At 70.0% G+C, this 26608-nt stretch carries 29 protein-coding genes and 1 tRNA gene; 18 read left to right on the top strand and 12 right to left on the bottom strand.

Going from position 1 to position 26608, the window contains the following annotated elements:
* The first annotated feature begins 284 nt into the window (after positions 1 to 284).
* Complete coding sequence (locus CJZ98_RS07165) at positions 285 to 1733, top strand: glycoside hydrolase 100 family protein (RefSeq protein ID WP_094589854.1); 1449 nt, start codon at positions 285 to 287, stop codon at positions 1731 to 1733.
* Between the two features lie 107 nt (positions 1734 to 1840).
* On the opposite strand, the gene petD is transcribed toward CJZ98_RS07165, so the two are convergent.
* Both petD and petB read right to left on the bottom strand, forming a co-directional pair.
* On the bottom strand, positions 1841 to 2323 hold the full coding sequence (petD, locus tag CJZ98_RS07160) for a cytochrome b6-f complex subunit IV (protein ID WP_094589852.1): 483 nt from the start codon (positions 2321 to 2323) through the stop codon (positions 1841 to 1843).
* 167 nt (positions 2324 to 2490) lie between these two features.
* Positions 2491 to 3171, bottom strand: coding sequence for a cytochrome b6 (petB, locus tag CJZ98_RS07155; protein WP_094589850.1), 681 nt, complete (start codon positions 3169 to 3171; stop codon positions 2491 to 2493).
* Positions 3172 to 3284: 113 nt separating this feature from the next.
* Here petB and ctpZ point away from each other — a divergent pair, with 113 nt between their 5' ends.
* Genes ctpZ through CJZ98_RS07140 form a run of 3 tightly spaced genes read left to right on the top strand, consistent with a single transcriptional unit; the run spans position 3285 to position 6534 of the window.
* Positions 3285 to 4547 (top strand): carboxyl-terminal processing protease CtpZ, encoded by a 1263-nt coding sequence (gene ctpZ, locus CJZ98_RS07150; protein ID WP_390625488.1) that lies wholly within the window; start codon positions 3285 to 3287, stop codon positions 4545 to 4547.
* On the top strand, positions 4547 to 5800 hold the full coding sequence (locus tag CJZ98_RS07145; RefSeq protein WP_094589846.1) for an HD domain-containing protein: 1254 nt from the start codon (positions 4547 to 4549) through the stop codon (positions 5798 to 5800). Before ctpZ ends, CJZ98_RS07145 begins: the two co-directional genes overlap by 1 nt.
* 38 nt (positions 5801 to 5838) lie before the next feature.
* Positions 5839 to 6534, top strand: a complete 696-nt coding sequence (locus tag CJZ98_RS07140) for a septum site-determining protein MinC (RefSeq protein ID WP_094589844.1) — start codon at positions 5839 to 5841, stop codon at positions 6532 to 6534.
* On the opposite strand, the gene CJZ98_RS07135 is transcribed toward CJZ98_RS07140, so the two are convergent.
* Genes CJZ98_RS07135 through CJZ98_RS07125 form a run of 3 tightly spaced genes read right to left on the bottom strand, consistent with a single transcriptional unit; the run spans position 6524 to position 8750 of the window.
* Complete coding sequence (locus CJZ98_RS07135) at positions 6524 to 7111, bottom strand: chromate transporter (protein ID WP_094589842.1); 588 nt, start codon at positions 7109 to 7111, stop codon at positions 6524 to 6526. The genes CJZ98_RS07140 and CJZ98_RS07135 overlap by 11 nt on opposite strands.
* Complete coding sequence (locus tag CJZ98_RS07130) at positions 7108 to 7746, bottom strand: chromate transporter (RefSeq protein WP_232756291.1); 639 nt, start codon at positions 7744 to 7746, stop codon at positions 7108 to 7110. The genes CJZ98_RS07135 and CJZ98_RS07130 overlap by 4 nt, the downstream gene beginning before the upstream one ends.
* A gap of 5 nt (positions 7747 to 7751) precedes the next feature.
* Positions 7752 to 8750, bottom strand: a complete 999-nt coding sequence (locus CJZ98_RS07125; protein ID WP_094589839.1) for a phospholipase D-like domain-containing protein — start codon at positions 8748 to 8750, stop codon at positions 7752 to 7754.
* 115 nt (positions 8751 to 8865) lie between these two features.
* On the opposite strand from CJZ98_RS07125, the gene minD reads away from it, so the two are divergent.
* From minD to CJZ98_RS07100, 5 genes are all read left to right on the top strand, one after another.
* The gene (gene minD, locus CJZ98_RS07120) at positions 8866 to 9684 is read left to right on the top strand and encodes a septum site-determining protein MinD (protein WP_094589837.1); all 819 of its coding nucleotides are present in this window, start codon (positions 8866 to 8868) and stop codon (positions 9682 to 9684) included.
* A 4-nt stretch (positions 9685 to 9688) separates the two neighbouring features.
* Positions 9689 to 10036, top strand: coding sequence for a cell division topological specificity factor MinE (minE, locus tag CJZ98_RS07115; protein ID WP_094589835.1), 348 nt, complete (start codon positions 9689 to 9691; stop codon positions 10034 to 10036).
* A gap of 38 nt (positions 10037 to 10074) precedes the next feature.
* A complete protein-coding gene (locus CJZ98_RS07110) occupies positions 10075 to 10275 on the top strand; it encodes a response regulator transcription factor (protein WP_094589834.1) in 201 nt (66 codons plus the stop codon).
* 26 nt (positions 10276 to 10301) lie between these two features.
* Positions 10302 to 10373 (top strand) — tRNA-Thr (locus CJZ98_RS07105).
* A 113-nt stretch (positions 10374 to 10486) separates the two neighbouring features.
* A complete protein-coding gene (locus tag CJZ98_RS07100) occupies positions 10487 to 10960 on the top strand; it encodes a PilZ domain-containing protein (RefSeq protein WP_157910908.1) in 474 nt (157 codons plus the stop codon).
* A gap of 7 nt (positions 10961 to 10967) precedes the next feature.
* Here CJZ98_RS07100 and CJZ98_RS07095 read toward each other — a convergent pair whose 3' ends face one another.
* The 4 genes from CJZ98_RS07095 to cysK (CJZ98_RS07080) all read right to left on the bottom strand — a co-directional run bounded on the left by CJZ98_RS07095 (position 10968) and on the right by cysK (CJZ98_RS07080) (position 14494).
* Positions 10968 to 11345 carry a rhodanese-like domain-containing protein gene (locus CJZ98_RS07095; RefSeq protein ID WP_157910907.1) on the bottom strand — a complete coding sequence of 126 codons (378 nt, stop codon included), beginning with the start codon at positions 11343 to 11345 and terminating at the stop codon, positions 10968 to 10970.
* Positions 11346 to 11448: 103 nt separating this feature from the next.
* Positions 11449 to 12471: a cysteine synthase A gene (cysK, locus tag CJZ98_RS07090; protein WP_094589828.1), complete on the bottom strand. Its 1023-nt coding sequence runs from the start codon at positions 12469 to 12471 to the stop codon at positions 11449 to 11451.
* A gap of 153 nt (positions 12472 to 12624) precedes the next feature.
* Positions 12625 to 13443: a sulfite exporter TauE/SafE family protein gene (locus tag CJZ98_RS07085; protein WP_094589826.1), complete on the bottom strand. Its 819-nt coding sequence runs from the start codon at positions 13441 to 13443 to the stop codon at positions 12625 to 12627.
* A complete protein-coding gene (gene cysK / locus CJZ98_RS07080; RefSeq protein ID WP_094589824.1) occupies positions 13433 to 14494 on the bottom strand; it encodes a cysteine synthase A in 1062 nt (353 codons plus the stop codon). Before cysK (CJZ98_RS07080) ends, CJZ98_RS07085 begins: the two co-directional genes overlap by 11 nt.
* Positions 14495 to 14606: 112 nt before the next feature.
* Here cysK (CJZ98_RS07080) and CJZ98_RS07075 point away from each other — a divergent pair, with 112 nt between their 5' ends.
* Positions 14607 to 16397, top strand: coding sequence for a gamma-glutamyltransferase family protein (locus tag CJZ98_RS07075; protein ID WP_094589822.1), 1791 nt, complete (start codon positions 14607 to 14609; stop codon positions 16395 to 16397).
* Between the two features lie 41 nt (positions 16398 to 16438).
* On the opposite strand, the gene CJZ98_RS19445 is transcribed toward CJZ98_RS07075, so the two are convergent.
* The gene (locus CJZ98_RS19445) at positions 16439 to 18796 is read right to left on the bottom strand and encodes an FAD/NAD(P)-binding protein (RefSeq protein ID WP_332835044.1); all 2358 of its coding nucleotides are present in this window, start codon (positions 18794 to 18796) and stop codon (positions 16439 to 16441) included.
* Between the two features lie 275 nt (positions 18797 to 19071).
* Between CJZ98_RS19445 and CJZ98_RS07065 the strand changes: the two genes are divergently transcribed.
* The 4 genes from CJZ98_RS07065 to CJZ98_RS07050 are packed head-to-tail and all read left to right on the top strand — an operon-like array spanning position 19072 to position 21370.
* Complete coding sequence (locus CJZ98_RS07065) at positions 19072 to 19683, top strand: hypothetical protein (protein ID WP_094589818.1); 612 nt, start codon at positions 19072 to 19074, stop codon at positions 19681 to 19683.
* Positions 19670 to 20068: a DUF1622 domain-containing protein gene (locus CJZ98_RS07060; RefSeq protein ID WP_094589816.1), complete on the top strand. Its 399-nt coding sequence runs from the start codon at positions 19670 to 19672 to the stop codon at positions 20066 to 20068. Before CJZ98_RS07065 ends, CJZ98_RS07060 begins: the two co-directional genes overlap by 14 nt.
* A 2-nt stretch (positions 20069 to 20070) precedes the next feature.
* Entirely contained in the window at positions 20071 to 20454 is a 384-nt protein-coding gene (locus CJZ98_RS07055; RefSeq protein ID WP_094589814.1) for a YidH family protein, read from the top strand.
* Between the two features lie 52 nt (positions 20455 to 20506).
* Complete coding sequence (locus tag CJZ98_RS07050) at positions 20507 to 21370, top strand: bile acid:sodium symporter (protein ID WP_094589812.1); 864 nt, start codon at positions 20507 to 20509, stop codon at positions 21368 to 21370.
* Between the two features lie 48 nt (positions 21371 to 21418).
* On the opposite strand, the gene CJZ98_RS07045 is transcribed toward CJZ98_RS07050, so the two are convergent.
* Entirely contained in the window at positions 21419 to 22369 is a 951-nt protein-coding gene (locus tag CJZ98_RS07045) for a helix-turn-helix domain-containing protein (RefSeq protein WP_232756293.1), read from the bottom strand.
* A gap of 181 nt (positions 22370 to 22550) precedes the next feature.
* Between CJZ98_RS07045 and CJZ98_RS07040 the strand changes: the two genes are divergently transcribed.
* The 4 genes from CJZ98_RS07040 to CJZ98_RS07030 are packed head-to-tail and all read left to right on the top strand — an operon-like array spanning position 22551 to position 26120.
* On the top strand, positions 22551 to 24062 hold the full coding sequence (locus tag CJZ98_RS07040) for an arylsulfatase (protein ID WP_094589808.1): 1512 nt from the start codon (positions 22551 to 22553) through the stop codon (positions 24060 to 24062).
* A 23-nt stretch (positions 24063 to 24085) separates the two neighbouring features.
* On the top strand, positions 24086 to 25090 hold the full coding sequence (locus tag CJZ98_RS07035; RefSeq protein WP_094589806.1) for a formylglycine-generating enzyme family protein: 1005 nt from the start codon (positions 24086 to 24088) through the stop codon (positions 25088 to 25090).
* Positions 25087 to 25515, top strand: coding sequence for a hypothetical protein (locus CJZ98_RS18230; protein ID WP_157910906.1), 429 nt, complete (start codon positions 25087 to 25089; stop codon positions 25513 to 25515). Before CJZ98_RS07035 ends, CJZ98_RS18230 begins: the two co-directional genes overlap by 4 nt.
* Entirely contained in the window at positions 25512 to 26120 is a 609-nt protein-coding gene (locus tag CJZ98_RS07030; RefSeq protein WP_198537557.1) for a helix-turn-helix transcriptional regulator, read from the top strand. The genes CJZ98_RS18230 and CJZ98_RS07030 overlap by 4 nt, the downstream gene beginning before the upstream one ends.
* 20 nt (positions 26121 to 26140) lie before the next feature.
* On the opposite strand, the gene CJZ98_RS07025 is transcribed toward CJZ98_RS07030, so the two are convergent.
* Positions 26141 to 26341 carry a hypothetical protein gene (locus tag CJZ98_RS07025; RefSeq protein ID WP_094589802.1) on the bottom strand — a complete coding sequence of 67 codons (201 nt, stop codon included), beginning with the start codon at positions 26339 to 26341 and terminating at the stop codon, positions 26141 to 26143.
* Positions 26342 to 26608: the final 267 nt, after the last annotated feature.

The following is a 26608-nucleotide window of genomic DNA, read 5'->3' as shown; positions in this document are numbered from 1 at the left end:
CCGCCCTCTCGGGCTTCCGGTTTCAGCGGCCTCGCGACCGCCTCTTGAACTTACAACACCGGTGGCTCGCGCCTCCTTCGTCGTAAGTCGCCTCAGAATTCCGCTCGGGTTCCCCCGGTGGCTCCTTGGCGCCGCACGCTCGCCTCTCGGCTCCCGCGCAGTCCAAAACCATAACACCCCTCTCCCCGATCTTGCAAACGGGTCGCGGTCAGGAGGTGGATGGCTGACGCAACCCCTTGCCATGACTAGCGTTGGTCCGAAGGCCCAGGGGTCTGGAGCCCGCCATGGCGCAGCAGTTCAGTCAGGAGCGCCTGCGGGTTCGTCCCAGTTCCCGGGAAGACGCCGTGGTGGCCCGTGCCCAGGAGTACTTCGAGCGCACCCTGATCCAGGTGGGCGGCAAGCCGGTGGGCTCCATGGCCGCCCTGCAGCACCCGGGCCGGGAGGGCGCCCTCAACTACGACGAGGTGTTCCTGCGGGACAACGTGCCCGTGATGCTCTACCTGTTGCTGCAGGGACGCCACGACATCGTGCGCCATTTCCTGGAGGTGTGCCTGGACCTGCAGAGCAGCGCCTACCAGACCCGCGGCGTGTTCCCCACCAGCTTCGTGGAACACGACGGCAGGGTGCTGGCCGACTACGGCCAGCGTTCGATCGGCCGCATCACATCGGTGGACGCCAGCCTGTGGTGGCCTGTGCTCTGCTGGCTGTACGTGCGCCGCAGCCGCGACTGGGAATTCGGCGTGAGCCAGAAGGTGCAGCGCGGCGTGCAGCTGCTGCTCGATCTGGTGCTGCACCCAACCTTCGAGGGCACGCCGGTGCTGTTCGTGCCCGACTGCGCCTTCATGATTGACCGCCCCATGGACGTGTGGGGAGCCCCCCTCGAGGTGGAGGTGCTGCTGTTCGGCTGCCTGCGCAGTTGCTGCCAGCTGATGGAGTTGGCCCAGAAGGGCAACACCAGCCGCCTGCTGGATCAGCGCTTGCTGCTGACCCGCGCCTGGCAGCGGGACCTGCGCCTGTTTCTGCTCAAGCACTACTGGGTCACCAGCAAGACCCTGCAGGTGCTGCGGCGCCGACCCACGGAGCAGTACGGCGATCATCAGCACCAGAACGAATTCAACGTGCAGCCCCAGGTGATCCCACCCTGGCTGCAGGACTGGCTGGAGGAGCGGGGCGGCTACCTGATCGGTAACATGCGGACCGGCCGGCCGGACTTTCGCTTCTACAGCCTGGGCAATGCCCTGGCCTGTCTGTTCGGGCTGGTGTCGGCACCGCAGCAGCGCGCCCTGTTCCGGCTGGTGCTGCACAACCGGGAGCACCTGATGGCCCAGATGCCGATGCGCATCTGCCACCCACCGATGGAGGGGGATGAATGGCGCGACAAGACCGGCTCCGATCCCAAGAACTGGCCCTGGAGCTACCACAACGGAGGCCACTGGCCCAGCCTGCTCTGGTTCCTGGGCGGGGCGATCCTGCTGCATGAGCAGCGCCACCCCTCGGCGGATGTGCTGCTCATGGGCCAGATGAAGGCCATGCTCGAGGAGTGCTACTGGAGCCAGCTCAACCAACTGCCGCGCCAGCAGTGGGCCGAGTACTTCGATGGACCCACCGGCACTTGGGTTGGCCAGCAGGCCCGCACCTACCAGACCTGGACGATCGTGGGCTTCCTGCTGCTGCACCACCTGCTGCGGGTGAACCCCAGGGACGTGACCCTGCTGGACATCAACACCCCCTGAGGCCCCCCGCTGCCAGGCACAAAAAAAACCCCTGGCCTAGGCCAGGGGGTGGAGGACATGGAGCCGAGGGTCGTATCCATAAACTCTCACGCGAAAGGCCCTGAAGCTCAGAACAGACCCAGGGTGAGGGACTTGTCGATCGGCAGGGCAGCGCCGATGCCGAGGTAGATGGTGAAGGCGGTTCCGAACAGGAAGGCGGCCATGGCCACCGGACGACGGAAGGGGTTCTGGAACTTGTTGAAGCTCTCGATGAAGGGCACCAGCATCAGACCCAGGGGGACCATCGTCTGCAGGGCGATGCCGAGCAGCTTGTTGGGCACGACCCGGAGGATCTGAAACACCGGGTAGAGGTACCACTCGGGAAGGATTTCCAGAGGCGTGGCGAATGGATCGGCCTTGTCGCCCAGCATGGCGGGGTCGAGAACGGCCAGACCCACCAGACAGCCGATCGTCCCGAGGATCACCACCGGGAAGATGTAGAGGAGGTCGTTGGGCCAGGCGGGCTCGCCGTAGTAGTTGTGGCCCATGCCCTTGGCCAGCTTGGCCCGCAGCTTGGGATCGCTCAGGTCGGGCTTCTTGAGGATGTGCATGGAGGAGGCCTGAAGAGTGACCGGGTTGGAGAGCCGGCGAGCCGGCGTAAACCGAGTGGGGGAAACCTAGGAACCGGGACTGAGCTGGTGCTGACCCCGGGGCTGCGGGTCGACCTGGATTGCAGCATTTCGCAACCCAGCCGACCCGGATGATCTCAAGCCTGGCTTCAGAGGGGACCGGAGATGCCCTGCTTGCGGATCATCAGGAAGTGCATGAGCATGAACACAGCCAGCAGCCAGGGCATGACGAAGGTGTGCAGGCTGTAGAAGCGGGTGAGCGTTGACTGGCCGACGCTCTCGCCACCGCGCAGGAGCTCCACCATGAAGTTACCCACGACGGGCACGGCAGCAGGCACGCCGCTCACGATCTTGACGGCCCAGTAGCCAACCTGGTCCCAGGGGAGGGAGTAGCCGGTGACGCCGAAGGACACCGTGATCACGGCCATGGTGACGCCGGTGATCCAGGTGAGCTCGCGGGGGCGCTTGAAGCCGCCGGTGAGGTACACGCGGAAGACGTGCAGGATCAGCATCAGCACCATCATCGAGGCACTCCAGCGGTGCACCGAGCGGATCAGCCAGCCAAAGCTGACATCGGTCATCAGGTACTGGACCGAGGCGTAGGCCTCTGCCACCGTGGGCTTGTAATAGAAAGTCATCGCGAACCCGGTCGCGAACTGGACCAGGAAGCAGACCAGGGTGATCCCGCCCAGGCAATAGAAGATGTTGACGTGGGGGGGGACGTACTTCGACGCGATGTCGTCGGCAATGTCCTGGATCTCGAGCCGCTCCTGGAACCAGTCGTAGACCGGCGAGGACTTTCCGCCAGCGGCGGGAGAGGAGTTCGCCATGCAGCGAGAGGGTTTGGTTGGCAGAGTCTACCGATCGCCCCGGACCGGACGTGAGCGCCCCGCCGACCCAGCCCCATCGCCTGCCGCCCTCGCCAGCGGGCACCGGCCGGGGGCTGGCGCCCCTGCTTGCCGCGCTGTTCAGCTCGCTGCTGACGGCGGCTCTGCTGCTGCAACCCGCGGCGGCCTGGGCCCTCAACGACGCCCAGCAGCTGGTGGTGGAGAGCTGGCGGCTGGTGAACCAGAGCTACGTGGACCCAGCGCGGTTCGAGGCGATCGGCTGGAAGCGGCTGCGCCAGAAGGCCCTGGAGCATCCGATCCAGACCAGCAGCGATGCTTACGACGCCATCGAGGCCCTGCTGACCCCTATCGGCGACCCCTACACGCGCCTGCTGCGGCCAGCCGAATACGCCAGCCTCCGTTCCAATACCCAGGGCAGCGTCAGTGGTGTGGGGCTGCAATTGGGCCTGAGCGGCAGTGCGACGGGGAGCGATGCCGCAATCGTGGTGATCGCCCCCCTGGAGGATTCCCCCGCCGATGAGGCGGGCATCACCAGCGGTACGGCGGTGCTGCGGGTGGATGGGCTCGAGACGCAGACACTCGGGCTGGAGGGAACCGCCGCGCGGCTGCGGGGCGCGGCGGGCACGCGGGTGCTTCTGACGCTGCAGTCCCCTGGCGCCCGGCCCCGGGAGCTGGAGCTGCAGCGGCGCACGGTGGACCTGCATCCCGTGCGCCACCGCCTGATCGAGGCCAGAGGCCACCGCCTGGGTTATCTGCGCATCAGCCAGTTCGCCGAACCCGTGCCCCAGCAGGTGCAGGACGCCCTGGAGCAGCTGCAGCGGGATGGGGCCGAGGGGCTGGTACTGGATCTGCGCAACAACTCGGGCGGCCTAGTGGCGGCCGGCCTCGCCGTGGCCGATGCGCTGCTGGATGGCGAGCCGATCGTGGAAACCCGCAACCGGGAGGGCTTCGCCGATGCCCAGCAGGCCCACCGGGGCCTGCTCTACGGCGGCCCGATGGTGACCCTGGTGAACAGCGGCACCGCCAGCGCCAGCGAGATCCTGGCCGGCGCCCTCCAGGACGACGGCCGCTCGCCCCTGCTGGGCAGTCGCACCTTCGGTAAGGGCCTGATCCAGACCCTGATCGGCCTGGGCAGCGACGGCAGCGGCCTGGCGGTGACCGTGGCCCGCTACGTGACCCCCAGCGGCCGCGACATCCAGAACCTGGGCATTGAGCCGGATCTGCTACTGCCCGGCCCCGAGCCGCTGGATCCCGGTGGAGCGGGCGACCACTGGCTGGAGGCGGCCGCCGCCGAGCTGGCCAGCCACCTCGATGGCGGCTCGCGTGAGCCGATCAGCGCCAGCGGGAGGGCCGGCTGATGGGTCCGCGCACCTACCACGACCCGCTGCATGGGGCGATCCGCCTGGACCCGCGCCATCCGGCCGAGGCCCTGGCGATCGATCTGATCGATACAGCACCCTTCCAGCGGCTGCGGCGCATCCGCCAGCTCGGCCCGGCCTTCCTCACGTTCCACGGGGCCGAATCCAGCCGCTTCACCCACTCCCTGGGGGTGTTGCACCTGGCGCGGCAGGCCCTCGACGGCCTGGCCGCCCAGGCCCCCCAGCTGGAGGAGCACCGTGGCGTGCTGCTGGCGGCGGCGCTGCTGCACGACGTGGGACACGCCCCCCTGAGCCACTCGGGCGAGGAGATGTATGGCCTGCACCACGAGAGCTGGTCGGGCCGGCTGATCCGGGAGCACCCCGCCCTGCGGCAGCGGCTCGAGGCCTACGCCCCCGGCACGGCCGATGCGGTGGCGGACCTGCTGGAGCACGGCCGCTACGGCCAGCCCGCCATCAAGGCCCTGGTGAGCAGCCAGCTGGACTGCGACCGGCTCGACTACCTACTGCGCGACAGCTACAGCACCGGCACCCGCTACGGCCAGCTGGATCTGGAGAGGATCCTGGCGGCCCTCACCCTGGCCCCCGACGGCCAGCTAGCCCTGCACCCCAAGGGCCTGATGGCGGTGGAGCACTACCTGGTGGTGCGCAACCTGATGTACCGCAGCGTCTACAACCACCGGCTCAACGTGGTGTGCAACTGGCTGCTGAGCCAGGTGATCGCCACCGCCCGGCGACTGGGCCCCAGCCAGCTGGAGGCCGATGCGGTGATGGCCCGCTGGCTGTGGCACCCGACCGCCATCGACCTGGAGACCTACCTGGCCAACGACGACCTGCGCACCGGCTACCACCTGCTGCGCTGGCGGGAAGAGGCTCCGGAGCCCCTGCGCGGCCTCTGCGCCCGGCTGCTGGATCGCCGCCTGCTCAAGGCCACGGCCGTGACGCAGCTGCGCCCGGAGCGGCGGCTGGAGTTCCTGGCCCGGGCCCGGAGCCTGAGCGGCGCGGCGGGCCTGGATCCCGAAAGCTGCTGCGGCCTGCAGCAGCGGGAGAGCCGCGGCTACCACCCTTACAAGGGGGGCCTGCGTCTCTGGGATGGCACGCGCCTGGCTGCCCTCGAGGCCAGCTCGGCCCTGGTGACCAGCCTCAGCCAGCCGGTGCAGACCGCCTGGCTGATCCATCCGGCCGAGGTAAGTCCGGTGCTACGCGAGGAACTGGCCCTGGCCGATGGCCAGTAGTGGGATGCTGGCCCAGCTGAGATGCCCGCCCCGGTGAGATGGCCGCCCTGCTGACACCGGCCCCGGCCCCTGGCCTGCCCCACCAGCTCCAGCTCCCGATCAACAACAGCGCCGGCAACGGCGTCCTGGCGGAGGTGCGCCACGGCCTCGGCAGTCGGCCACCCCGCGGTCCGCTGGTGCTGCACAGCCGCGACTGGCCGCTGACCCTGCCGGAGCTGCGGGCGCTGCAGCAGCTGCTGGAGGGCCTGGGCCTGACGCTGGAGCGGGTGGAGGGCAGCCGGGCCGAGACCCTGGTGGCCGCCGCGGCCCTGGGCCTGGCCACCGGGTGGCGGGCCGAACCGGACGGGGAGGCCGAAGCAGAAGCCGGAGGGGAAAGGGATCGCCCCGCACCGCCGGTCACGATTCACCAGGGCACCCTGCGCTCCGGCGACCACCTGCAGGCCGAGGGGTCGGTGCTGCTGCTGGGGGACGTGAACCCCGGTGCGCGCATCTCGGCGGTGGGCGATGTGCGGGTGTGGGGACGGCTGCGGGGCGTGGCCCACGCCGGCTGCCGCGGCGATGGCAGCGCCCGGATCGTGGCCCTGCAGCTGCGGCCCCTGCAGCTGCGCATCGCCGCGGCCGTGGCCCGGGGGCCCGAGGATCAGCCCCCCACCGGCTTCACCGAGGAGGCCGTGCTGGAGGGGGGAGCGATCGCGATCCGGCCGGCCGAGCCCAGCTGGCCCCTCAACGGTTGATCAGGCCCAGACCACCCAGCACCCCTGCCACCGCCATGAACCACAGGGGCGAGATGCGGGTGCACAGCATCAGTGCACACACCAGCAGGGACACCAGCAGGGCGGGCAGATCCTGGTCTGCCGTGCGCAGGATCTTGACGCCCACGCCGAACAGGATGCCAAGGGTGATCGGGCCCAGGCCCCGCTCGAAGGCGACGCGGAACGGCGAATCCTTGAAGCGATTCCAGCCCAGGGCCGCCGCCACCATCAGCAGGGTGGAGGGCAACAGGATCGCCACTTCCGCCGCCACGCCGCTCAGCAGGCCCCAGATCGGCCCCTCCCGCCAGGCGGCCCCCATGCCCAGCAGTCCAACGATCATCGAACTGGGACCTGGAGCCGCTTCCGCCAGGGCGTAGATGTCGGCGAACTGGCGGGATGTGAGCCAGCAGTATTTGTCGACGCTGAGGTGGTGGTACTCGGCCAGCAGGGTGTTGCCGCCGCCCAGGGAGAACAGCGACAGGCTGAGGAAATCCCAGATCACCGCCGCCAGGTTGGCGAGGTCGGTGAGGCTGGCCGGCTGGCAGGCGACCACAATCATGACCCAAGCCCAGGGGCAGGAGCCGGCGGGCGAGGCGAGCGCGGCCAGTAGAGCGCCATGGCGATCGGCCCCAGCACCAGCACCAGTGGGATCAGCCGCACGTGGAAGACGTCCATGGCCACGAAGCTGACCGCCGCCAGCAGCAGGGCCAGGGGGTCGCGGCGGTACTCGCCGAGGATCTTGAAGCCCATCGAGAGGGCCATGCCCGCCGCCGCGGCCACCACCCCGGCCAGGACCCGATCCACCGCCAACACCAGGTGTAGGTAGAAGTAGGCGAGCCCAATCAGCAGCAGCACGCTGAAGGGCAGCAGCAGCATCCCGGCCAGGGCTGCCATGGCGCCCACCAGGCCATGGAAGCGGGCACCGATGTAGACGGCCATGTTGATCTGGTTGGGCCCCGGGAACAGGCGGGCCACGGTGAGGCCGGTGATGAAGTCCTCGTTGCTCATCCAGCGGCGGTTCTCCACCACGATCCTTTGGCTCCAGGCCGAGAGACCGCCGCCGAAGGAGGAGAGCGCCACCTGCTGCATGCCCAGGAACAGCTCCGCCAGCGACGGGGGCGGTGCCGGCGGGGCCGCAGGTGGCGGGGTGGCGCTGGGTGACGCCGTTGCCGAGGGGGGCGGGGAGCTGGCCATGCCGCTCAGTTGTGCACGAAGTGGGGATCGGGCGGAAGCTCGCCCTCCTCGTGGAGGCTGGGATCGAGGGGATCGGGGGCCCGGTACTTGGCGGCCTGGGCCCAATCGGCCTCGAAGGTGGCCTTGAGCCGCGCCACCACATCGGGGGCGTCGGACTCGATCCCCAGCTCACGGCGCAGGTCGAAGGCGCTGCGGTCGATGTTCATGGAGCCGGTCTGGGCGGCGATGCCATCAATGAGGATCAGCTTGGCGTGCAGCTTGAGGTGTTTCTGGCGCCGCACCTTCACCCCGAAGCGCCCCATCAGCCGCAGGGAACTGAAGGTGTCGTAGATGTCCCAGTCGCTGACGCCGTGCTTGCCGCCGCACAGCACCCGCACCTTCACGCCCCGCTCGCGGGCCGCGATGATCCGCTCCAGGATCACCGCATCCACATACTTGGGGTGCTGGATCCAGAGGGTGGTGGTGGCCGCATCCACGATCCGGGCCATCTGGCCGCGGCTGTGGAAGCTGCTCCAGACCAGCCCCACCCCGAGATCGGGCTCGAAGAACTGGCGGTGCCAGTCGGCCTCGAAACCTGCGATCACCTGGGCCACCACCTCGGGGGCGTAGGTCACCACGCCGTAGTCCCGGGTCTGGGTGAAGTATTTGTCCGCCAGATTGAAGGTGGAGATCAGGGCCAGCTCCCGGTCCACCACCAGCGACTTCTCGTGGGTCACCGGGAAGGCCTCGCTGGTCCAGGCCACCTCGATCTGCCAGCTCTGCAGCAGGGCGTAGGCCTCGTCGTTCCAGCGGTCGCCGCCGGAGGTGTGGGGGTTGAGCATCACCCGCACCCGCACACCCCGCTCGCGGGCCCGCCGCAGGGCCTCCTCCACCTCCCGGGACTGGAGCTTGAACTGCTTGAGCAGCAGCTGCTCACGGGCTTGGTCGATCAGCTCCACCACGGCCTGCGCCCCGTCGTCGGGCATCACCAGCAGCCTCTGCTGATGGCTTGGGGATGGGGTCATCGCGGGCCGTTCGGGCCCCCGTGTTCTAGACCCCACCAGCGGCAAGGCATGGGCTCGCGGGACACGGACCAAAGCCGGGGGGTCGTCTTAGCCTGCCGCGACGTCGGACGTTGCCGTGACCGCTCCTGGGACTCGCTACATCCTGATCTGCTCCGGCAAAGGGGGCGTCGGGAAGACCACCCTCACGGCCAACCTGGGCATCGCCCTGGCCCGGCAGGGGGTGCGCACGGCGGTGCTGGACGCGGACTTCGGCCTGCGCAACCTGGACCTGCTGCTGGGCCTGGAGAACCGCATTGTGTTCACCGCCCAGGAGGTGCTCGCGGGCAGCTGCCGGCTGGAGCAGGCCCTGGTGAAGCACAAGCAGGAGCCCAACCTGGCCCTGCTGCCGGCCGGCAATCCGCGCATGCTCGAGTGGCTCAAGCCGGAGGACATGCAGCGCATCGCCGCGATGCTGGGCGAGCAGTTCGACATCGTGCTGATCGACTGCCCCGCGGGCATCGAGGACGGCTTCAAGAACGCGGTGGCCGCGGCCCAGGAGGCGATCGTGATCACCACCCCGGAGGTGTCCGCAGTGCGGGACGCCGACCGGGTGATCGGCCTGCTGAACAGCCACGGCGTCCAGCCGATCCAGCTGGTGCTCAACCGGGTGCGGCCCAAGATGATGGCCAACCAGGAGATGCTGAGCGTCTCCGATGTGACCGACATCCTGGCCCTGCCCCTGCTGGGCCTGGTGATGGAGGACGAGCAGGTGATCGTGTCGACCAACCGGGGCGAGCCGCTCACCCTCAACGGCACGAAGTCGCCGGCGGCCCTGGCCTACAACAACATCGCCCGGCGCCTGCGCGGCGAGGAGGTGCCGCTGCTGGATCCCACCAAGGCCGGCCGGGGCCTGCGGGCCAAGCTCGGCCGCCTGATGACCACCAAGATCTTTTGAAGCGATGACCCTGCGCGACTTCATCGACAAGCTGCTCGGTCGTCAGCCCGCCAGCGCCAACGTGGCCCGTGAGCGGCTGCAGCTCGTGCTCGCCCACGACCGCAGCGACCTCAACCCCGAACTGCTGGAGCAGATGCGGCGCGAGATCCTCGAAGTGGTGAGCCGCTACGTGGAAATTGACCTGGACGAGGGGGACGTGAGCCTCGAGACCGAAGACCGGGTGACCGCCCTGGTGGCCAACCTGCCGATCAAGCGGGCCCGGCCCCTTGCCGAGCCCGGCACTGCCGCCGATGCTGATCCCGCCAGCGCCAGCAGCGCGCCGGCGGGCGACGGCGCCATCGCCACGGCCTGAACTGCGGGAACACTGCGGGCAGCTCAGCCGCCACGGCCATGGCTCCCAACCTGTTCTCGATCACCCCCGGCGAATCCCTGGTGCTGCATCAGTTGCTGCAGGGCCACAGCAACAAGGGGATTGCCGCGGCCCTGGTGCTCAGCCCACGCACGGTGGAGGGGCACATCGGCAACCTGCTGGCCAAGACCGGCTGCAGCAACCGCACCCAGCTGCTGCTCTGGGCGCTCCGGCAGCGATAAGCTCCCCAGCGGGGCCAAGCCCCGTTGCCGGCTTAGCTCAGTGGTAGAGCAGCGCTTTTGTAAAGCGAAGGCCATCGGTTCAAATCCGTTAGCCGGCTTCCGCTGTGGGGGACATCCAGGCCATCGGCCAGGCCAACCAACACGCCACCCCAGATGCGGCGACTCCCCACCCCAGAAGGGGTAGGGTTGAGTCATGTCGTAGGGGCTTGCCATGGATGCTCGCTCGCCAGGCCGCCCCGTCGGCGACAGGAGAAGCGGCGCCGATCGCCGCTCTCCAGACCGGCTCGACCAGGAAACGCGCCGCACCCCGGGCGATCGCCGCCAGCTACCGCGCCATCAGGTGCCCTTCGGCGCCTGGGCGGTCACGGGCGTGCTGCGCGGCCAGGCAGGCCAGCGCTGGCCTGCGACCCTCTGGGACATCAGCCGACGCGGTGCCTGCCTTGTGGTGATCGGCGAACTGAGCCTCCAGCCCGGCGACTCGGCGCTGTTGACCCTGCACGACACCATGCAGGTCGACAGCCTGGAGCTGGAGGTAAAAGTGTGTTGGCAGTTCTACCAGGGGCACGAGACGTTCCTGGGCGTGCTCCTGAACGGCGGCGCGGACATTCCCGAGGACTGCTTCCTGGCTCCCTACCTGGAAGAGACCTGGGCCGAGGGCGAGCCCACCCACGACGGCCTGGTGTAACGAGGATTCAGGTTGCGGCAGCGCGCTCCCCTTGCAGCGGCCCACTCCATTGACGCAGCCCGCCCCGCAGGGACACAACTGCCGTGTAGCCCAGGTTCTGCAACGCCAGTGACGCGATCGCGCTGGTGGCCCCAGAGGCGCTCACCAGCACCACCGACGCGTCAGGCTCGGGCAGCAGCGAGGCCGCCTGGGCCAGCAGGACCTCCCGCTCCACCCGCCGCGCGCCTGGGATGTGGGTGGCAGCGAAGGCCGCGGCGTCCCGCAGGTCGATGAGCTGGGTGCCGAAGGCCAGCAGGATCTTGATGGCGGAGGTGTCAAGTTCGCGGATCTGGCGGCGGGCGGCCTCGACCCGTTGCTGGTGATCCGGTCCTGGCAGAAAGGTCATGGGCAGGCAGGGCATGACCTTCGATCCTGCGGCGAGGGCCGGGGGGCTGGGGTGGTAGACGCCACAGGCCCGGGTGTGGGGCGCCCCAGACGCCGCCCCAACCTCAGCCCTCCGCCAGCCCCTGGGCGTTGAACACCCCCTCGAACAACACGGTGCTGAGATAGCGCTCCCCGGAGTCCGGCAACACCACCACGATCGTCTTACCGGCAAAAGCCTCCTCGTGGGCCAACTTCACCGCCACCGCAGCGGCGGCACCGCTGGAGATTCCGGAAAGAATCCCCTCCTCCCGGGTGAGGCGCCGCGCGAAGGCCACAGCCTCAGCACTGCTGATCTGCTCGACCCGATCCACCAGGGCCAGATCCAGGTTGGCCGGCACGAAACCCGCGCCGATGCCCTGGATCTTGTGGGGCCCAGGCTGCACGGGCTGTCCGGCCAGGGTCTGGCTGATCACCGGGCTCTCCACCGGCTCCACCGCCACCGACACCAACGGTTGGGCCAGGGTCTGCTTGATGTAGCGGCTGACGCCGGTGATCGTGCCGCCGGTGCCCACCCCCGCCACCAGGGCATCCACCCGGCCCTGGAGGGAGGCCCAGATCTCAGGGCCGGTGGTGTCGTGGTGGATGAGGGGATTGGCGGGGTTGGCGAACTGCTGCAGCAACACGTAGCGCCGAGCATCGGAGGCGGCGATCTCCTGGGCTTTGGCGATGGCGCCCGACATGCCCTTGGCCCCTTCGGTCAGCACGAGCTTGGCCCCGTAGGCCGTGAGCAGCTTGCGCCGCTCCAGGCTCATGGTTTCGGGCATGGTGAGCGTGATCGGGATGCCCCGGGCAGCGGCCACAAAGGCCAGGGCAATGCCCGTGTTGCCGCTGGTGGGCTCCACGATCTCGTTGTCCGGACCCAGCAGGCCGTCCTTCTCGGCCTGCCAGATCATGGCGGCGCCGATCCGGCACTTGACCGAATAGGCGGGGTTGCGGCCCTCGATCTTGGCGTAAACAGTGGCCTTGGCGTCCAGGCCCACCACCCGGTTGAGCCGCACCAGGGGGGTATGGCCGATTGACAGGCTGTTGTCCTCAAAGGCCGGCAGAACGGCCTGGGTGGTGCCAGGTTTGAGTCCGGTGGCAGTCATGGTGGTCAGAGCTTTGGCACAGCGACCAGCAGGCGGTGGCCTTCCCGGTCTGCGCCCGTGGTAGCAACGGCGGAGTGGCCCGGCAGAGGGGCGAGGTAGTCAGCACCACACCCGGGCCCACCCGCCAAGGCGCCAGGGGTGCGTCCTGGGCCCTCAAAAGGCGAAAAGTCGCACGAAATAGGCCAGCGCCACGGCAATCCCCACCCCCACCACCAGGCTGCGCAAGACCTGGGGATTGACCCGGCCGGCCACCTTGCCCCCCAGGGCCCCACCGACCAGGGCCGCCAGGGCCATCACCACGGCGGTGCGCCAGGCCACCTGATCGGAGAACAGGAAAAAGACGGCGGCCGTGAGATTGGTCACGAAGGCGACCGCCTGCTTGAGGGCGTTGAGGCGGGTGAGGTCGTCGTCGAGGCTGAGGGCCAGCACCGCCAGCACAATCACGCTGAGGCCGCCGCCGAAATAGCCCCCGTAGACGGCGGCCAGGGCCACAGGGCCGATCGACCAAAGCTCGCTGGGGTGGCGGCCATGGTGGGCAGCTCGGCGCAGCACCCAGGCCCGCAACCGCTCCTGGGCGGCCAGCAGCAGGGAGGCCAACAGGATCAGAAACGGCACCAGGACAGCGAACACCCGCTCAGCCGTGTTGAGCAGCAGCACCGCGCCCACCAGCCCCCCCACCGCAGCGGCGGGCAGCAGCAGCCAGAGGCGGCGGCGCTGGCCGTGCAGGTCCCTTCGCTGGGCGAGGGTGGCACCCAGGTAGCCGGGGGCCAGGGCCACGGTATTGGTCACGTTGGCCATCACCGCCGGCAACCCCAGGGCCGTGAGCGCCGGAAAGCTGATCAGGGAGCCGCCGCCGGCCAGGGCGTTGATCAGGCCCGCGGCCGCGGCCGCCAGCGCCACCCAGACCAGATCCAGGCCCTGCAGAAGCCCCACCGCCGGGGGCGCGGCCGCCAACAGGCGATCAGGCCCCATGGAGTGAGGCTCCCTGCAGCTCAGCCGGGACCGCCGCGGTCGCCGCCCCGTCCACGCCCCCTCCGCCCACAGCAGCCCCGTCGCCGAACCAGTCGCTCACGTCGTCGCTCTCCAGGCCGATCCCAGCCAGCAGGCTGGTGGAGAGGTAGCGCTCGCTGCCGGAGGCGCAGATCGCCACGATCCGCTGGCCCGCATGCTCCGGCCGGCGCGCCAGCTGCAGCGCCGCCCAGACCACCGCCCCGCTGGAGACGCCCAGGGGGATGCCGTCGTGGGCGGCGCAGTGGCGCAGCACCGCGATCGCATCCTCCTCGTAGGCCGAGACGATCTCATCGATCAGCCCCTGGTCCACCAGAGGGGACACGAAGTTCGGGCCCATGCCCGTGAGCTGGTGGGGCCCGGGTTCGCCGCCGCCCAGCACCGGCGAGCGGGCCGGCTGCACCGCCACGCAACGCAGATCGGGGTGCAGGGGCTTGAGGGCCCGAGCCACCCCCATCAGGGTGCCGCCGGTGCCCACGCCCGCCACCACCACATCCAGCTGGCCGCCGGTGTCGCGCCAGATCTCCGGCCCGGTGGTGCGCTCGTGGATGCTCGGATTGGCCGGGTTGCGGAACTGCTGCAAGATCACGCTTCCCGGAATCTCCTGCTGCAGCTCCTCCGCCTTGGCGATGCAACCGAGCATGAACGCCTCGCCCGGGCTGAGCACCACCTTCGCCCCCAGCAGCTTGGCCAGGCGGATGCGCTCGGCACTCACTCGATCCGGCATCACCAGGATCAGCCGCAGCCCGGCGGCGGCGGCGGCGAAGGCCAGGCCGATGCCCGTGTTGCCGGTGGTGGGCTCAATCAGCACCGTGCTCCCATTCACCCGCCCGCTGGCGCGGGCCTCCTCGATCAGGCTGAAGGCGGTGCGGTCCTTGACGCTGCCAAGGGGATTCAGGTACTCGAGCTTGAGCAGGACCTCCGCCTGGGCTCCGTAGCGGCTGGCCGTCTGGTGCAAGCGCACCAGCGGCGTGTTGCCGATGCGCTCGGTGAGGCGATCGAGAATGGCGGTCATCCCTGGCGCTCCGGCCCCACGGGGCTGTGATCCCGCCGATCATCGCCGCCGCCCCCGGGGGATTCGCGTCGTCACCGCCACGCCACCCTTGAGCCCCCAGCGCTCTGGCCCGATGGCCCTCACCCCCCAGCCGTTCACAACCCGGCCCGAGCTGCACGGCAGCTTCGGCATGGTGGCCACCACCCACTGGATCGGCTCCAGCGCGGCGATGGGGGTGCTGGAGCGGGGCGGCAACGCCTTCGACGCGGCGGTGGTGGCCGGCTTTGTGCTGCACCTGGCCGAACCCCACCTCAATGGCCCCGGCGGCGACATGCCAGCCCTGGTGTGGTCGGCGGCGAACCAGCAGCTGACGGTGCTCTGCGGCCAGGGGGTGGCGCCGCGGCGGGCGACGATCGCGGCCTTCCGCGCCCTGGACCTGGCGATGGTGCCGGGCTCGGGGCTGCTCGCCCCCTGCGTGCCGGGGGCCGTGGATGCCTGGCTGCTGCTGCTGCGCGACCACGGCACGATCGACATCGCCGAGGCCCTGGCACCCGCCATCCACTACGCCCGCAGCGGCTGCCCGCTGGTGCCCCAGGCGGTGGAGACGATCGCCGGGATGCGGGAGTGGTTCCAGGCCGAATGGCCCAGCTCCGCCGCCGTGTGGCTGCCCAACGGCGAGGTGCCCAGGGCCTGGAGCCTGTTTCGCCGGCCGGAGCTGGCGGACACCTACGAGCGCCTGGTGGCAGAGGCGCGACAGGCCGGCGGCAGCCGCGAGCGGCGCATCGAGGCCGTGCGCCACGCCTGGCGCGAGGGCTTCGTGGCCGAGGCGATCGATCGCTTCTGCGCCACCGCGGAGCTGCGGGATGCCTCCGGCCGCCGCCACCGAGCCCTGCTCGATGGCGCCGACCTGGCGGCCTGGCAGGCCAGCTGGGAGGCACCGCTCACCCTGAGCTACGGCGACTGGCTGGTGGCCAAGTGCGGTCCCTGGACCCAGGGGCCGGTGTTCCTGCAGCAGCTGGCCCTGCTGCGGGGCTTCGACCTGGCCGGGCTGGCGCCCGATGGCCCCGAGTTCGTGCACCTGCTCACCGAGGCCGGCAAGCTGGCCTTCGCCGATCGGGAGGCCTGGTATGGCGACCCCGCCTTTGGCGCGGTGCCGATCGAGGCCCTGCTCTCGGAGGACTACAACGACGAGCGCCGCCAGCTGATCGGCCCCCAGGCCTCGCTGGAGCTGCGCCCCGGCACCCCCATGGGGCGGGCGCCCCGGCTCAGCGGGATCGAAGCCCCGGCGGTGGGCGGTGCCGGCACTGGCGAACCCACCGTGGGCGTGGTGCGCGGCGACACCTGCCACATCGACGTGGTGGACCGCTGGGGAAACATGGTGGCAGCCACTCCGTCGGGGGGCTGGCTGCAGAGTTCACCGATGATTCCGGGCCTGGGCTTCTGCCTGGGCAGCCGCGCCCAGATGTTCTGGCTGGAGGAAGGACTCCCCAACGCCCTGGCCCCGGGCAAGCGGCCCCGCAGCACCCTCTCCCCCTCGATGGCCTTCCGCGAGGGGCGCACGGCCCTGGCCTTCGGCACCCCCGGCGGCGACCAGCAGGACCAGTGGTCACTGCAGCTGTTCCTCAAGCTGGCGCACCACGACCTGGGCCTGCAGCAGGCGATCGATTCCCCCGCCTGGCACAGCGAGCACGCCCCCAGCTCCTTCTATCCCCGCCCGGCCCGGCCGGGCCACCTGGCGGTGGAGTCGCGACTTCCGGCCGCCACGATCACCGCCCTGGAGGCCAGGGGCCACCGGCTGGAGCGCAAGGGCCCCTGGTCAGAGGGGCGGCTGTGCGCCTGCGCCCGGGACCTCAGCCCCGAGGGAGCGGTGCTGCGGGCCGCCGCCAATGCACGCCTGATGCAGAACTACGCGGTGGGGCGCTGATCCGCCGCGCGGTGGGGCGCTGGGGCGCCCGGATCATCGGCTCAGATGTACATGCCGATGTAGGCGTTGTAGATGTCGCGGTTGGCATCCGCCTTGGCGAGGGCCTCGCGGGCGTCATGGGCCTGGCCCGCCAGGTGGGCCTGCAGGTCCGCGTCGTGGTGGTCGCCCGGCAGCCAGTCCCCCAGGTGCAGGTTGGCGGGCAGGGCCTGATCGATGCGGCGGGGCGGCGCCAGCCGCTGGCTGGTCATCAGGGTGATGAACTGCTCGCGGCTACGCCCGGCCAGCTTCGGGTTGTGGCGCTTCTCCTCGCCGATGCTGCTGGAGGTGCGGCCCAGGTAGTCGTGGGCGGGAAGCACCAGGGTGGCCTCCGGCAGGGCGAGCAGCCGCTGCAGGGAGTCGTAGAGCTGGCCGGGATCGCCGTTCTGGATATCGGTGCGCCCACAGCCGCGGATCAGCAGCGCATCGCCCGTGAGCAGGTGGCTGCCCTGCACCAGATAGGACAGGTGCTCGGGGCTGTGGCCCGGCGTGGCGATCACCTCCAGCTCGATTGCCTGCAGCCGCAGCCGCTCACCGCCCACCAGCAACTGGTCGGCGTTGGTGATCCCGGGGGCCGCCGGCACGATCAGGCGGCAGCCGGTGCGGCGGCGCAACTCGCCGGCGGCGGTGATGTGGTCGGCGTGCAGGTGGGTCTCCAGGCAGAAACTGAGCTGCAGCCCCAGCTCCTGGAGCAGCTGCAGATCCCGCTCCAGCTGCTCCAGCACCGGATCCACCAGCGCCGCCTCGCCGCTGGCCGGGTCGGCCAGTAGGTAGGTGAAGGTGCTGGTGTCGGGGTCGAACAGCTGGCGCCAGAGGAAGGCCGGGGGAGGGGGCGCCACCGCGGGGGCGGAGACCGCGGAACCAGCACCAGACTCCGCCGCGCCCACCTGGGGCAGCACCGGCTCCACCGGCAGCAGGAAGCGCGGCAGCGAGCGCAGCAGGGTCTCGGCCAGGGCCTGGGCCTGGTGGCGCAGCTCCGGCACGGCGATCGTCTCCCACAGGTCGCCCTTGCGGGGGGAGCCGATGGTGTAGAGCACCGGCGATGGCTGCCCGCTGCCATCGGCAGGGCTGCAGGGGACAGGGCTGCCGTGGACAGGGGCGGCGAACAGGGCGCCATTGGCGGCGCTGCGCACCCCCAGACCGAGGCCATCGCTGCGCAGCAGGCCGCGCTCGCGCAACTGGCGCAGCAGGGGCTCCTGGGCGCGGGCGTAGTCGAGGGGGATGCCGGTGCAGCGGATCAGCCGGTCCACATGCACCGTTTCGCTGGTGGTGTGGCCGCGGCGGCGCAGCTGCAGGGCCAGGCGCCCCGCCTGGGGCTCGACCCGCTCCAGCCGCGCAGCCCAGAGCCGCAGCTGGCCGGCTTCGAGCAGGGCCTGCAGCTGGCGCTGCAGCGGCTCAGCGATGCGGTGGCGGTGCACATCCCAAACCACGGCGGCATGGCGCAGGAAGCGGCAGCGCTCCCGCTCCCCCAGCTGGGCCCAGAGCCGCTGGCTCACCGGCCGCAGCGCATCGATCACGGCGCGCCAGTCGTCGCCTTCGCGCTCGGCCTGGGCCACCCGCCGGCGGATCAGGCGCCAGAGGCCCAGCACGGTACCGGGGGCCTCGGCGGGATCGAGCCAGGGGGCGATCGGCCGCACCCGGCGGTGACCGTTGGGAGCATGGCCGCGGCGCGAGAGGGCGATCACCGGGCCGCGGTGGCCCTGGCCCAACAGCGACACCACCATGTCCACCATGGTCAGGCCGGTGCCCAGCAGCGCCACCGTGGCGTCGGGATCCAGATCCGCCGTGGCGCCAGCCAGCCAGCCATGGCGTTGCAGCGGATCGGACGGGGCCTCGGGAGGGATCGCGGAGTTGCCCCAGGCCAGCACCACCCGATCGACCTGCAGCTGTTCGCCGTCCCGCAGGCTGAGGCGATAGGGCGCCCCCGCCTGGGCGCCGGGTTCCAGATCCACCACCTCGGCGGTCAGGCTGCGGAAGCGGATCTCCGGCGAGGCGTGGGCGATCGCGTCCTGCAGGATCGAGCTCAGGTACAGCCCGTAGACCTGGCGGGGGATGAAGCTGCTGGCGTCCAGATCCGCCGGCAGCAGGTCCGACAGACTCTCGCGGTTGAGCTCCAGCCAGCGCAGCAGATGGCTGGGATCGCTCGGCCAGGCGCTCATCGCCCCCGCCGACACGTTGAGCAGGTGGCCCGGATCGCCAGTGCCGTAGGCCAGGCCCTTGCCGAAGCCCCCGTTGCGATCGATCAGCAACAGCTCCAGCGGCCGGGCACTGCGGCGCAGCAGGTGGCTGGCGAGCAGGGTGCCGCTGAAGCCCCCCCCACGATCGCGATCACCGGTCGATCGGCTGCTGCGCTCAAGGGCCAGGGTCCATCAGGCCGCATGCCAGCTCTGCGCCGCCATCGGCAGCGGTCAAACCGGGAACAGCCCATGGTGATGCCCGCCACGCCAGCGGCGGACGGATCCACTCCAGCGCGGGCCGGCGGACGGAGCGTCTGGCCCGAACCGGCTCCCCTGCCGCTACCCGCAAACCCAGCCGAATTCGTCGACTTTGCAATCCTCACCAGCGGCGGGACAGGGGCCTGGGAGGTCGATACGTTGCGGCACGAGGGGCGTTGGGCTCCGCTCCGCCAGGCCAGGCCATGCGTCCTCTCCCCCTTCCCCGCCCCGCTCCGGTCCTCCAGCTGCAGCGGCTGGCCGGTGGGCTGCTGGGCGCCGTACTGGGCTACGGGCTCACCAGCAGGCTGCCGGAGGTTCCCGCAAGCCTGCTGGGCGCCCTGGCCCTGGCAGCCACGGCCCAGGTGAGCCGCCGCACCGTGGATCCACTGCGCTGGTGGGGCCTGCTGGGGGCTGCCACCGGATCGGTGCTTGGCACGGCCGCCGTACTGGCGAGCCGGCTGCAGGCCAGCGCCCCCACGGGGGATGTCACGGGCCGGGCCCTCACGCTGGGCTGCTTTGCCCTGGCCGGTGGCCTGGCCGGTCGACGCCTGAGCCGGGATGCCCGGCTGGGTGGCGGCCACCCGCCGCGGGATCTGCTGCGGTCGGCCAGCGCACTCACCACCGGCATCTTCGCGGTATTGGTGACCCTCACCTTCCTGCATTCCGGCCTCGATCCCGCCCGGGCCTTCTCCAGCCGTCTGAGCACCTCGCTCACGATCCTCGTGACCGCGATCGCGGTGCCAGGGTGGCTGATCCACCTGCTGGATCAGCCACCCCTGCGCTCCCCTCACCCGCAGCCCGATGCCGATCGCTGAGAGCGCCGAAACCCTGCTGCTGGCGCTGGCCGGCACCACCCGCTTCCTGCTCGAGACCCTCTCGGTGGGAACGGTGCTCGTGGGCCTGCTGGCCTGCGCCAACCAACTGCAACGGCCCTGGCGGCGGCGTGCCCAACCCGGGCCGCCCCTGGCGGGGGTGCGACTGCGCTTCGGGGCCTGGCTGTCGCTGGCCCTGGAATTCCAGCTCGGCGCCGACATCGTCGCCACCACCACCACCCCCTCTGGCCAGCACCTGATCCAGCTGGGCGTGGTGGCGGTGATTCGGACCTTCCTGAACCTGTTCCTGGCCCGGGAGCTGGAGGCGGAGACGCGCCTGGAGCGGCAGAAGGCCCCGCCGGCCCAGGGCCCCAGTGGGGAGCCCTGACCATGGTGAACGTCGCCAACGAACTGGCCAAGGAGCGCAACCGGGCGGCCGCCGACCGCACCCTGATGGCCTGGATCCGCACCAGCCTGTCGCTGATCAGCTTCGGTTTCGGCCTCGACAAGATCATCGCCGCGATCAACGGGCGCGGCGGCGGCATCGCCCACGCCGGGCTGGGGGTGCAGCTGGTGGCGATGGGCTTCGTGACCACGGGCGTGCTCGCCCTCGCCCTGGCCACCCTGCAGCACCGGCGCTATGTGCAGCGGCTCCAGCGCGATGAAATCGTTTACCGGGACCAGCTCTCGATCGCGACGGTGACAGCCGTGCTGATCACGCTGATCGGGGTGATCGCCCTGCTGATGCTCATGGCCGGCGCCTTCACCGCCTGACCACGACCGGCCGCTTCCCCCCTCCGTTTTTTCTCCCCCCACACCCGTCGCCATGGCCCAGGCTCCCGCCCTGATCGTGAGCGTCACCCTGTTCACGATCATGTTCGCCCTCGGCCTCGGCCTGCCGGGCGATGGGCTGCGCCTGATCCGCCAGCGCTGGGGCTTGGTGCTGCGGGTGCTGGTCGGCTCGTGCCTGCTGGTGCCCCTGGCGGCCCTGCTGCTGCTGAAGCTGCCGCTGAGCTTCGCCCTGAGTCCTGCGGCGCGCCTGGCGATCGGGCTGATGGCCGTCTGCCCCAGCGCCCCCCTGATCCTGCGCAAGGCCGGCAACCAGGGCGGTGATCGCCAGCTGGCGGCGCTGCTGCAGGGCTGTGCCGCCGGGGCGGCGATCGTGTCGGTGCCGCTGATGGCCGACCTCTACAGCTCCAGCTTCGGCCTGAGCGGCTGGGACGTGGGGCCGGCGGAGGTAGCCCTGCAGGTCGGCCAGGTCCAGCTGCTGCCCCTGCTGGCGGGCCTGGCGCTCAGGCGCTGGCAGCGCCGGCTCGTTGCGCGGATCCAGGGGCCGCTCGACCGGCTCGCCAATGCCCTGCTGCTGTTGCTGCTCGTGGTGGTGCTGATCAAGACCGCCCCGCTGCTGCTGCCCTTCGTGGGCCGTGAACTGCTGGCCCTGGCCCTGATGGCGGTGATGGTGCTGGTGGCCCTGGGCATCGGCCTGCTGCTGGCCGGCCCCCAGCCGCGGGAACGCACCACCGTGGCGCTCGTGACCTCGATGCGAAATCCCGGCCTGGCCCTGCTGCTGGCCACCACCCATGCGCCCAGCCAGCCGAGCGTGAAGATCGCCGTGCTGGCCTACCTGCTGGTGACGGTGCTGCTCTCGATGCCCGTGCTGCGCTGGCAACGGCGCCAGGGGGTGGCATGACCGACACCGGGCGCGATCCCCCCTTCCCTCCTGGCGGGAGGGGGCGATCTAGGCCGCCCGCAGCCGGGCCGCCAGGGTCTCGCGCGGCAGCTCGCCGAACAGGCGCCGGTAGTCACGCGAGAAGTGCCCGGCGCTGAGGAAGCCGAAGCGGGCCGCCACCGCCGCCACCGTGGTCTGCTCGGGGGCAGCGGCGAGCAACAGGCGGCGCACCGCGTGCAGGCGCTGCAGCTTCAGGTAGGCCATCGGCCCCATGCCCAGGTGCTCGCTGAAGCCCTGAATCAGGCTGCGGCGGCTGGCGTACACCTGGTGGCAGAGCTCCTCCAGGGTGATCGGCAGGTCGGGATGGCGATGCATCCAGTCCTGGGCCACCTTCACCAGCTCGAGGCGGGCGGGAGGGCGATCGAGCCGGGCGGCGCTGCCCTGGGCCAGGGCCTCCAGCAGCAGGGGCAGCAGATCCTGCTCGATCAGCCGCGCCATCCCCGGCTCAGCCAGCCGGCCCGGGCTGGCCTCCGCCAGGCCAAACAGCTGGCGCAGGTAGCTGCGCACCCGCGCGAACCGCAGGGGCTCCACCCGCAGCCAGTTGGCGGCAAACCCCTGCTGCTCCAGCTCGCTCCAGCCGAAGCCGCCGGCCAACCGCAGGAAACGGCTCTGATCCAGCACCACCAGGACCAGATCGGTGCGGTCGGCGGTGGTGAGATGCACGTCGCCATGGCTGGCGAGCCCGAAGACCGCCGTGGACGGCAGCAAGGTGCCGTGGGAACGGCAGGAGCGGGTACCGGGGCGCGCCGCCAGATCCAGGGCCAGGATCTGATGGCCCCGCAGCTTGGGCCCGGCGACATGCAGCTGGCGATCGAGGCGGCCCCGAAGCAGCAGCAGCGGACCGACGCGCAACAGCTGCAGGGTGCTGTCCAGGGGGCCGGGCGCGAGCTGGGTGAGGTGCAGCACCAGGCCACTGGCCGTGAGGCACTCGGCCAGCTGCTCCACGCAGCCCACGGACATCACGGCCACGCCGGCACGTCGAAATGCACTTTTCGAATGTACGAACCCCTCAGCGGCAGCACACTGGCTACAGGCACCTCCGCGCCCACGGCCCGAGCCATCCCAACGGGAGGCCAGCCCCGGGGAGCCGGTGTCCCGTCAGCCCGCCTGGGCCAGCCATTCTCCCGCGGCACCTGCTCCCATGCCCACCACCAAGCCCAACATCCTCATCCTCTGGGGCGATGACATCGGCCAGAGCAACCTGAGCTGCTACAGCCACGGGCTGATGGGATACCAGACCCCGAACATCGATCGCGTGGCCAAGGAAGGGGCCAAATTCATCCACTACTACGCCGAGCAGAGCTGCACCGCCGGCCGCGCCGCGTTCATCTCCGGCCAGAGCGTGTACCGCACCGGCCTCTCCAAGGTGGGACTGCCCGGCGCCGAACAGGGCTACAAGGCAGAGGATCCCACCATCGCCGAGCTGCTGAAGCCCCAGGGCTACCGCACCGGCCAGTTCGGCAAGAACCACTTCGGCGACCGCGACGAGCATCTGCCGACGATGCACGGCTTCGACGAATTCTTCGGCAATCTCTACCACCTCAACGCCGAGGAGGAGCCGGAGCTGCGCGATTACCCCAAGGAGGACGATCCGGAGTTCCCCAACTTCCGCAAGCGCTTTGCCCCGCGCGGCGTGCTGCACTGTTGGGCCAACGGCGATGGCACCCAGCGGATCGAGAGCACGGGCCCCCTCACCCGCAAGCGCATGGAAACCGCCGACGATGAGTTCATAGTGGAGGCCAAGCGCTTCATCCGCGATGCGGTGGCATCGGGCGAACCCTTCTTCGTGTGGTTCAACACCACCCACATGCACTTCCGCACCTATGCACGCCCGCAGGATGCAGGCCGCAGCGGCCGCTGGCAGTCGGAATACCACGACGTGATGATCTATCACGACGAGTGCATCGGCAAGATGCTCAACCTACTCGATGAACTGGGCATCGCCGATAACACGATCGTGATGTATGGCACCGACAACGGGCCGCACATGAACAGCTGGCCCGATGCCGGCATGACCCCCTTCCGCAGCGAGAAGAACACCAACTGGGAAGGCGCCTTCCGCGTTCCTGCCCTTGTGCGCTGGCCCGGCCAGATTCCCGCTGGCACCAACATCCCCGGCATCTGCAGCCACCTCGACTGGCTGCCCACCCTGCTGGCCGCCGCCGGCGAGCCGGAGATCAAGGAGAAGCTGCTCACGGGCTACCAGGTGGGGGACAAGACCTTCCATATCCACCTGGATGGCTACAACATGCTCGACTACTGGACGGGCAAGACCGACAAGAGCCCCCGCAAGGAGTTCTTCTACTTCTCCGACGACGGCGACCTGGTGGGCCTGCGCTACGACAACTGGAAGTTCGTGTTCAAGGAGCAGCGCTGCACCGGCACATGCCAGATCTGGGCCGAACCGTTCGTGGAGCTGCGAGTGCCGAAGATCTTCAACCTGCTCACCGACCCCTACGAGCGGGCCGACATCACCTCCAACACCTATTGGGACTGGATGTTTGACCACGTGTTCATGCTCGTGCCGGCCCAGGCCTACGTGGGTGAGTTCCTGAAGACGTTTGCGGAGTATCCGCCGCGCCAGAAGGCCGCCAGCTTCTCCCTGGAGCGGGTGATGGAGAAACTCGAACAGGCGGCCAGCGGCGCCGGCTGATCCCATCCACCGGTCCGAGCCCCATGGCCCGATCCCAGTCCCCCTCCAGCCCATCCAAGCCAGCCCCGGCCACGGCGCAGTCCCGGCCGGGGCGCCCACCGGCCCGGGACATGGTGTGGATTCCTGGTGGCACCTACCGGATGGGCTCGGACCACCACTACCCGGAGGAGGCCCCGGCCCATCCGATGCAGGTGGAGGGGTTCTGGATGGACCGCACCCTGGTGACCAATGCCCAGTTCCAGAAATTCGTGAAGGCCAGCGGCTACCGCACCCTGGCCGAACGGCCAGCCGATCCGGCCCTCTACCCCGACGCCAGGCCCGAGCTGCTGGCCCCAGCGTCGATCGTGTTTGTGCCTCCCCCCGGTCCCGTCGGCACCGCGGATCCCTACCGCTGGTGGCAGTACATTCCCGGTGCCAACTGGCGCCATCCGGAAGGTCCCGGCAGCTCGATCAAGGGGCGAGAGCAGCATCCGGTGGTGCACATCGCCCACGAGGATGCGCTGGCCTATGCCAGCTGGAGCGGCAAGGCATTGCCCAGCGAGGCGGAGTGGGAGCGGGCGGCCTGGGGTGGCCTGGAGCAAGCGGAATTCGCCTGGGGCGATGAACTCCACCCCGGTGGCGTGCCGGTGGCCAACACCTTCCAGGGGGACTTCCCCCACCACAACAGCCTGCTCGACGGCTACGCGCGCACCTCCCCGGTGGGCGCCTTCCCAGCCAATGGCTACGGCCTGCTCGACATCATCGGCAACGTCTGGGAATGGACGGATACCTGGTATCGCGATCACGGTGTGGTGCTTCGGGATGGCGGCTGCTGCGGGGCCGATACCGCCCGCGCCGCCAGCATCGACCACAGCTCGCAGCACGGTGCGATGCCCCGCAAGGTGGTGAAGGGGGGATCCTTCCTGTGTGCTCCCAGCTATTGCCGCCGCTACCGCCCGGCCGCGCGCATGGCCCAGGGCATCGACACCGCCACTTGTCACATGGGGTTCCGCTGCATCGTGCGGGCCTGCTCGAATCCAGCACGGTGAATCCCATCGAGACCTTCAAGCGGCAGCCACTGCTGTTCGGCAGCGCCATCGCCGTCACCGACACCGACGTGGACGCGCTGGCCCACCGCTATGCGGCCAGCATGGCGCTGCGGGAGTTCGACCGGGCCAGCTGCGACGAGCCCTTTCTCTATCACGCCAGCACCGTTCAGATCGGCGATCTCACGGTGAGCACGGGATTCCACACGCCGATCCGCCTCTGCACCCAGGAGAGTTCGATCGCCACGGTGATGTTGATCCGAGCGGAGTCGTGCGAATCCAAGCCGATGGTCGCGCGATCCAGCTCGACCAGCCGCAGGATCTGCTCTACCTGCCCGGCTGCGCTTTCGAGGAGGAAACGGAGCACGTGCGCGGGGTGCTGTTCTCCCTGGATGCCGATCGGCTGGCACGCACCGCCGCTGGCATGACCGGGTTTCGCGTCAGTACCAGTAAGCTGCGGAAGCGCCTGGCGAGTCCGCACCGGCTTCAGGCCCACACGGGCGTGGAGCGGGACGTGCTGCAAACCCTGCAGCACACCTTCCCCCTGCTGGATGCCCCCGGCCTGCAGCTGGAGGGCACCCTGCCCCTGCTCGCCATCGACGACCTGATCTACCGGACTATCGCCCTGGCCCTCTGCGGCGATGTGATCCGCTCGGGGCCCGCAGGCCAGGGCCCCCGCGGCAGCACCAAGGCGGTGATCATCGATGAGCTCGTGGACTGGATCCGGGCCAACCTCGACCGGCCGATCTCCCTCTCGGATCTGGAGCAGCGCAGCGCCTATTCGGAACGCACCCTGCGCAACGCCTTCCAGAACCGTTTTGGCTGCGGCCCCAGCGAGTGGATCCGCGAGCAACGGCTCGCGGCCGCCCGGGAACGGCTCCTCAATCCGCGTCCCGACGACAGTGTGTCGACGATTGCCCAGGCCCTGGGCTACCGGCATCTCTCCCAGTTCAGCCGTGATTGCAACCGGGCCTTCGGCGTGCGCCTCTCAGACCTGCTTCGTCAGAGCCGTCAGGGCATGGGGCAGGGCTGAGCGGCGGGCAGCGCCGCGGATCAGAAGAAGAACTTCAGCCCAAGCTCGATGCCGTTCTGGTTGCTTGTGAAGCCATTCCTGCGGCTGGCCCCGTTGGAGGAGACCGTACCGAGGGAACGCCAGGCCACATCGATCACTGTGCTGTTCCCAACCGCATGACCGAGACCCAGCTGGACATTGCCGGTGAGGTCCTCGGCGCCGACCAGCGCGAAACCACTCACGTCAGTTGGGCCCAGGTTCGGCTCACCTCACCCTGCCGCTCGCGCCGGAATCCGAAGGGGCCATTGCCGCCGAGTTCCGCATTGACTCCGAGCTGGGCCCCCAAGAAACGGATGCCGGCAGAGGGGATCACCCTGACGGAACCGGTCCTGCCGGTGGCCACTTCCCGCGGCCCGAAACGGTAGCGCAGGGCGAGGTCGTTGATGCCGTTGCTCGCAGTGACATCGGCTGACCCAGTGAACAGGCCGCGTCGGGTGGTGACGGACTTC

The organism is Vulcanococcus limneticus LL (assembly GCF_002252705.1).
GTDB lineage: Bacteria > Cyanobacteriota > Cyanobacteriia > PCC-6307 > Cyanobiaceae > Vulcanococcus > Vulcanococcus limneticus.
This window is presented reverse-complemented; position numbering and strand designations above follow the sequence as displayed.

Coding starts and splice junctions, on each gene's coding strand:
- CJZ98_RS07165 (WP_094589854.1), top strand. CDS start 285: ATGGCGCAGCAGTTCAGTCAGGAGCGCCTGCGGGTTCGTCCCAGTTCC.
- petD (WP_094589852.1), bottom strand. CDS start 2,323: ATGCACATCCTCAAGAAGCCCGACCTGAGCGATCCCAAGCTGCGGGCC.
- petB (WP_094589850.1), bottom strand. CDS start 3,171: ATGGCGAACTCCTCTCCCGCCGCTGGCGGAAAGTCCTCGCCGGTCTAC.
- CJZ98_RS07145 (WP_094589846.1), top strand. CDS start 4,547: ATGGGTCCGCGCACCTACCACGACCCGCTGCATGGGGCGATCCGCCTG.
- CJZ98_RS07140 (WP_094589844.1), top strand. CDS start 5,839: ATGGCCGCCCTGCTGACACCGGCCCCGGCCCCTGGCCTGCCCCACCAG.
- CJZ98_RS07135 (WP_094589842.1), bottom strand. CDS start 7,111: ATGATTGTGGTCGCCTGCCAGCCGGCCAGCCTCACCGACCTCGCCAAC.
- CJZ98_RS07130 (WP_232756291.1), bottom strand. CDS start 7,746: ATGGCCAGCTCCCCGCCCCCCTCGGCAACGGCGTCACCCAGCGCCACC.
- CJZ98_RS07125 (WP_094589839.1), bottom strand. CDS start 8,750: ATGACCCCATCCCCAAGCCATCAGCAGAGGCTGCTGGTGATGCCCGAC.
- minE (WP_094589835.1), top strand. CDS start 9,689: ATGACCCTGCGCGACTTCATCGACAAGCTGCTCGGTCGTCAGCCCGCC.
- CJZ98_RS07110 (WP_094589834.1), top strand. CDS start 10,075: ATGGCTCCCAACCTGTTCTCGATCACCCCCGGCGAATCCCTGGTGCTG.
- CJZ98_RS07100 (WP_157910908.1), top strand. CDS start 10,487: ATGGATGCTCGCTCGCCAGGCCGCCCCGTCGGCGACAGGAGAAGCGGC.
- CJZ98_RS07095 (WP_157910907.1), bottom strand. CDS start 11,345: ATGACCTTTCTGCCAGGACCGGATCACCAGCAACGGGTCGAGGCCGCC.
- cysK (WP_094589828.1), bottom strand. CDS start 12,471: ATGACTGCCACCGGACTCAAACCTGGCACCACCCAGGCCGTTCTGCCG.
- CJZ98_RS07085 (WP_094589826.1), bottom strand. CDS start 13,443: ATGGGGCCTGATCGCCTGTTGGCGGCCGCGCCCCCGGCGGTGGGGCTT.
- cysK (WP_094589824.1), bottom strand. CDS start 14,494: ATGACCGCCATTCTCGATCGCCTCACCGAGCGCATCGGCAACACGCCG.
- CJZ98_RS07075 (WP_094589822.1), top strand. CDS start 14,607: ATGGCCCTCACCCCCCAGCCGTTCACAACCCGGCCCGAGCTGCACGGC.
- CJZ98_RS07065 (WP_094589818.1), top strand. CDS start 19,072: ATGCGTCCTCTCCCCCTTCCCCGCCCCGCTCCGGTCCTCCAGCTGCAG.
- CJZ98_RS07060 (WP_094589816.1), top strand. CDS start 19,670: ATGCCGATCGCTGAGAGCGCCGAAACCCTGCTGCTGGCGCTGGCCGGC.
- CJZ98_RS07055 (WP_094589814.1), top strand. CDS start 20,071: ATGGTGAACGTCGCCAACGAACTGGCCAAGGAGCGCAACCGGGCGGCC.
- CJZ98_RS07050 (WP_094589812.1), top strand. CDS start 20,507: ATGGCCCAGGCTCCCGCCCTGATCGTGAGCGTCACCCTGTTCACGATC.
- CJZ98_RS07045 (WP_232756293.1), bottom strand. CDS start 22,369: ATGTCCGTGGGCTGCGTGGAGCAGCTGGCCGAGTGCCTCACGGCCAGT.
- CJZ98_RS07040 (WP_094589808.1), top strand. CDS start 22,551: ATGCCCACCACCAAGCCCAACATCCTCATCCTCTGGGGCGATGACATC.
- CJZ98_RS07035 (WP_094589806.1), top strand. CDS start 24,086: ATGGCCCGATCCCAGTCCCCCTCCAGCCCATCCAAGCCAGCCCCGGCC.
- CJZ98_RS07030 (WP_198537557.1), top strand. CDS start 25,512: ATGACCGGGTTTCGCGTCAGTACCAGTAAGCTGCGGAAGCGCCTGGCG.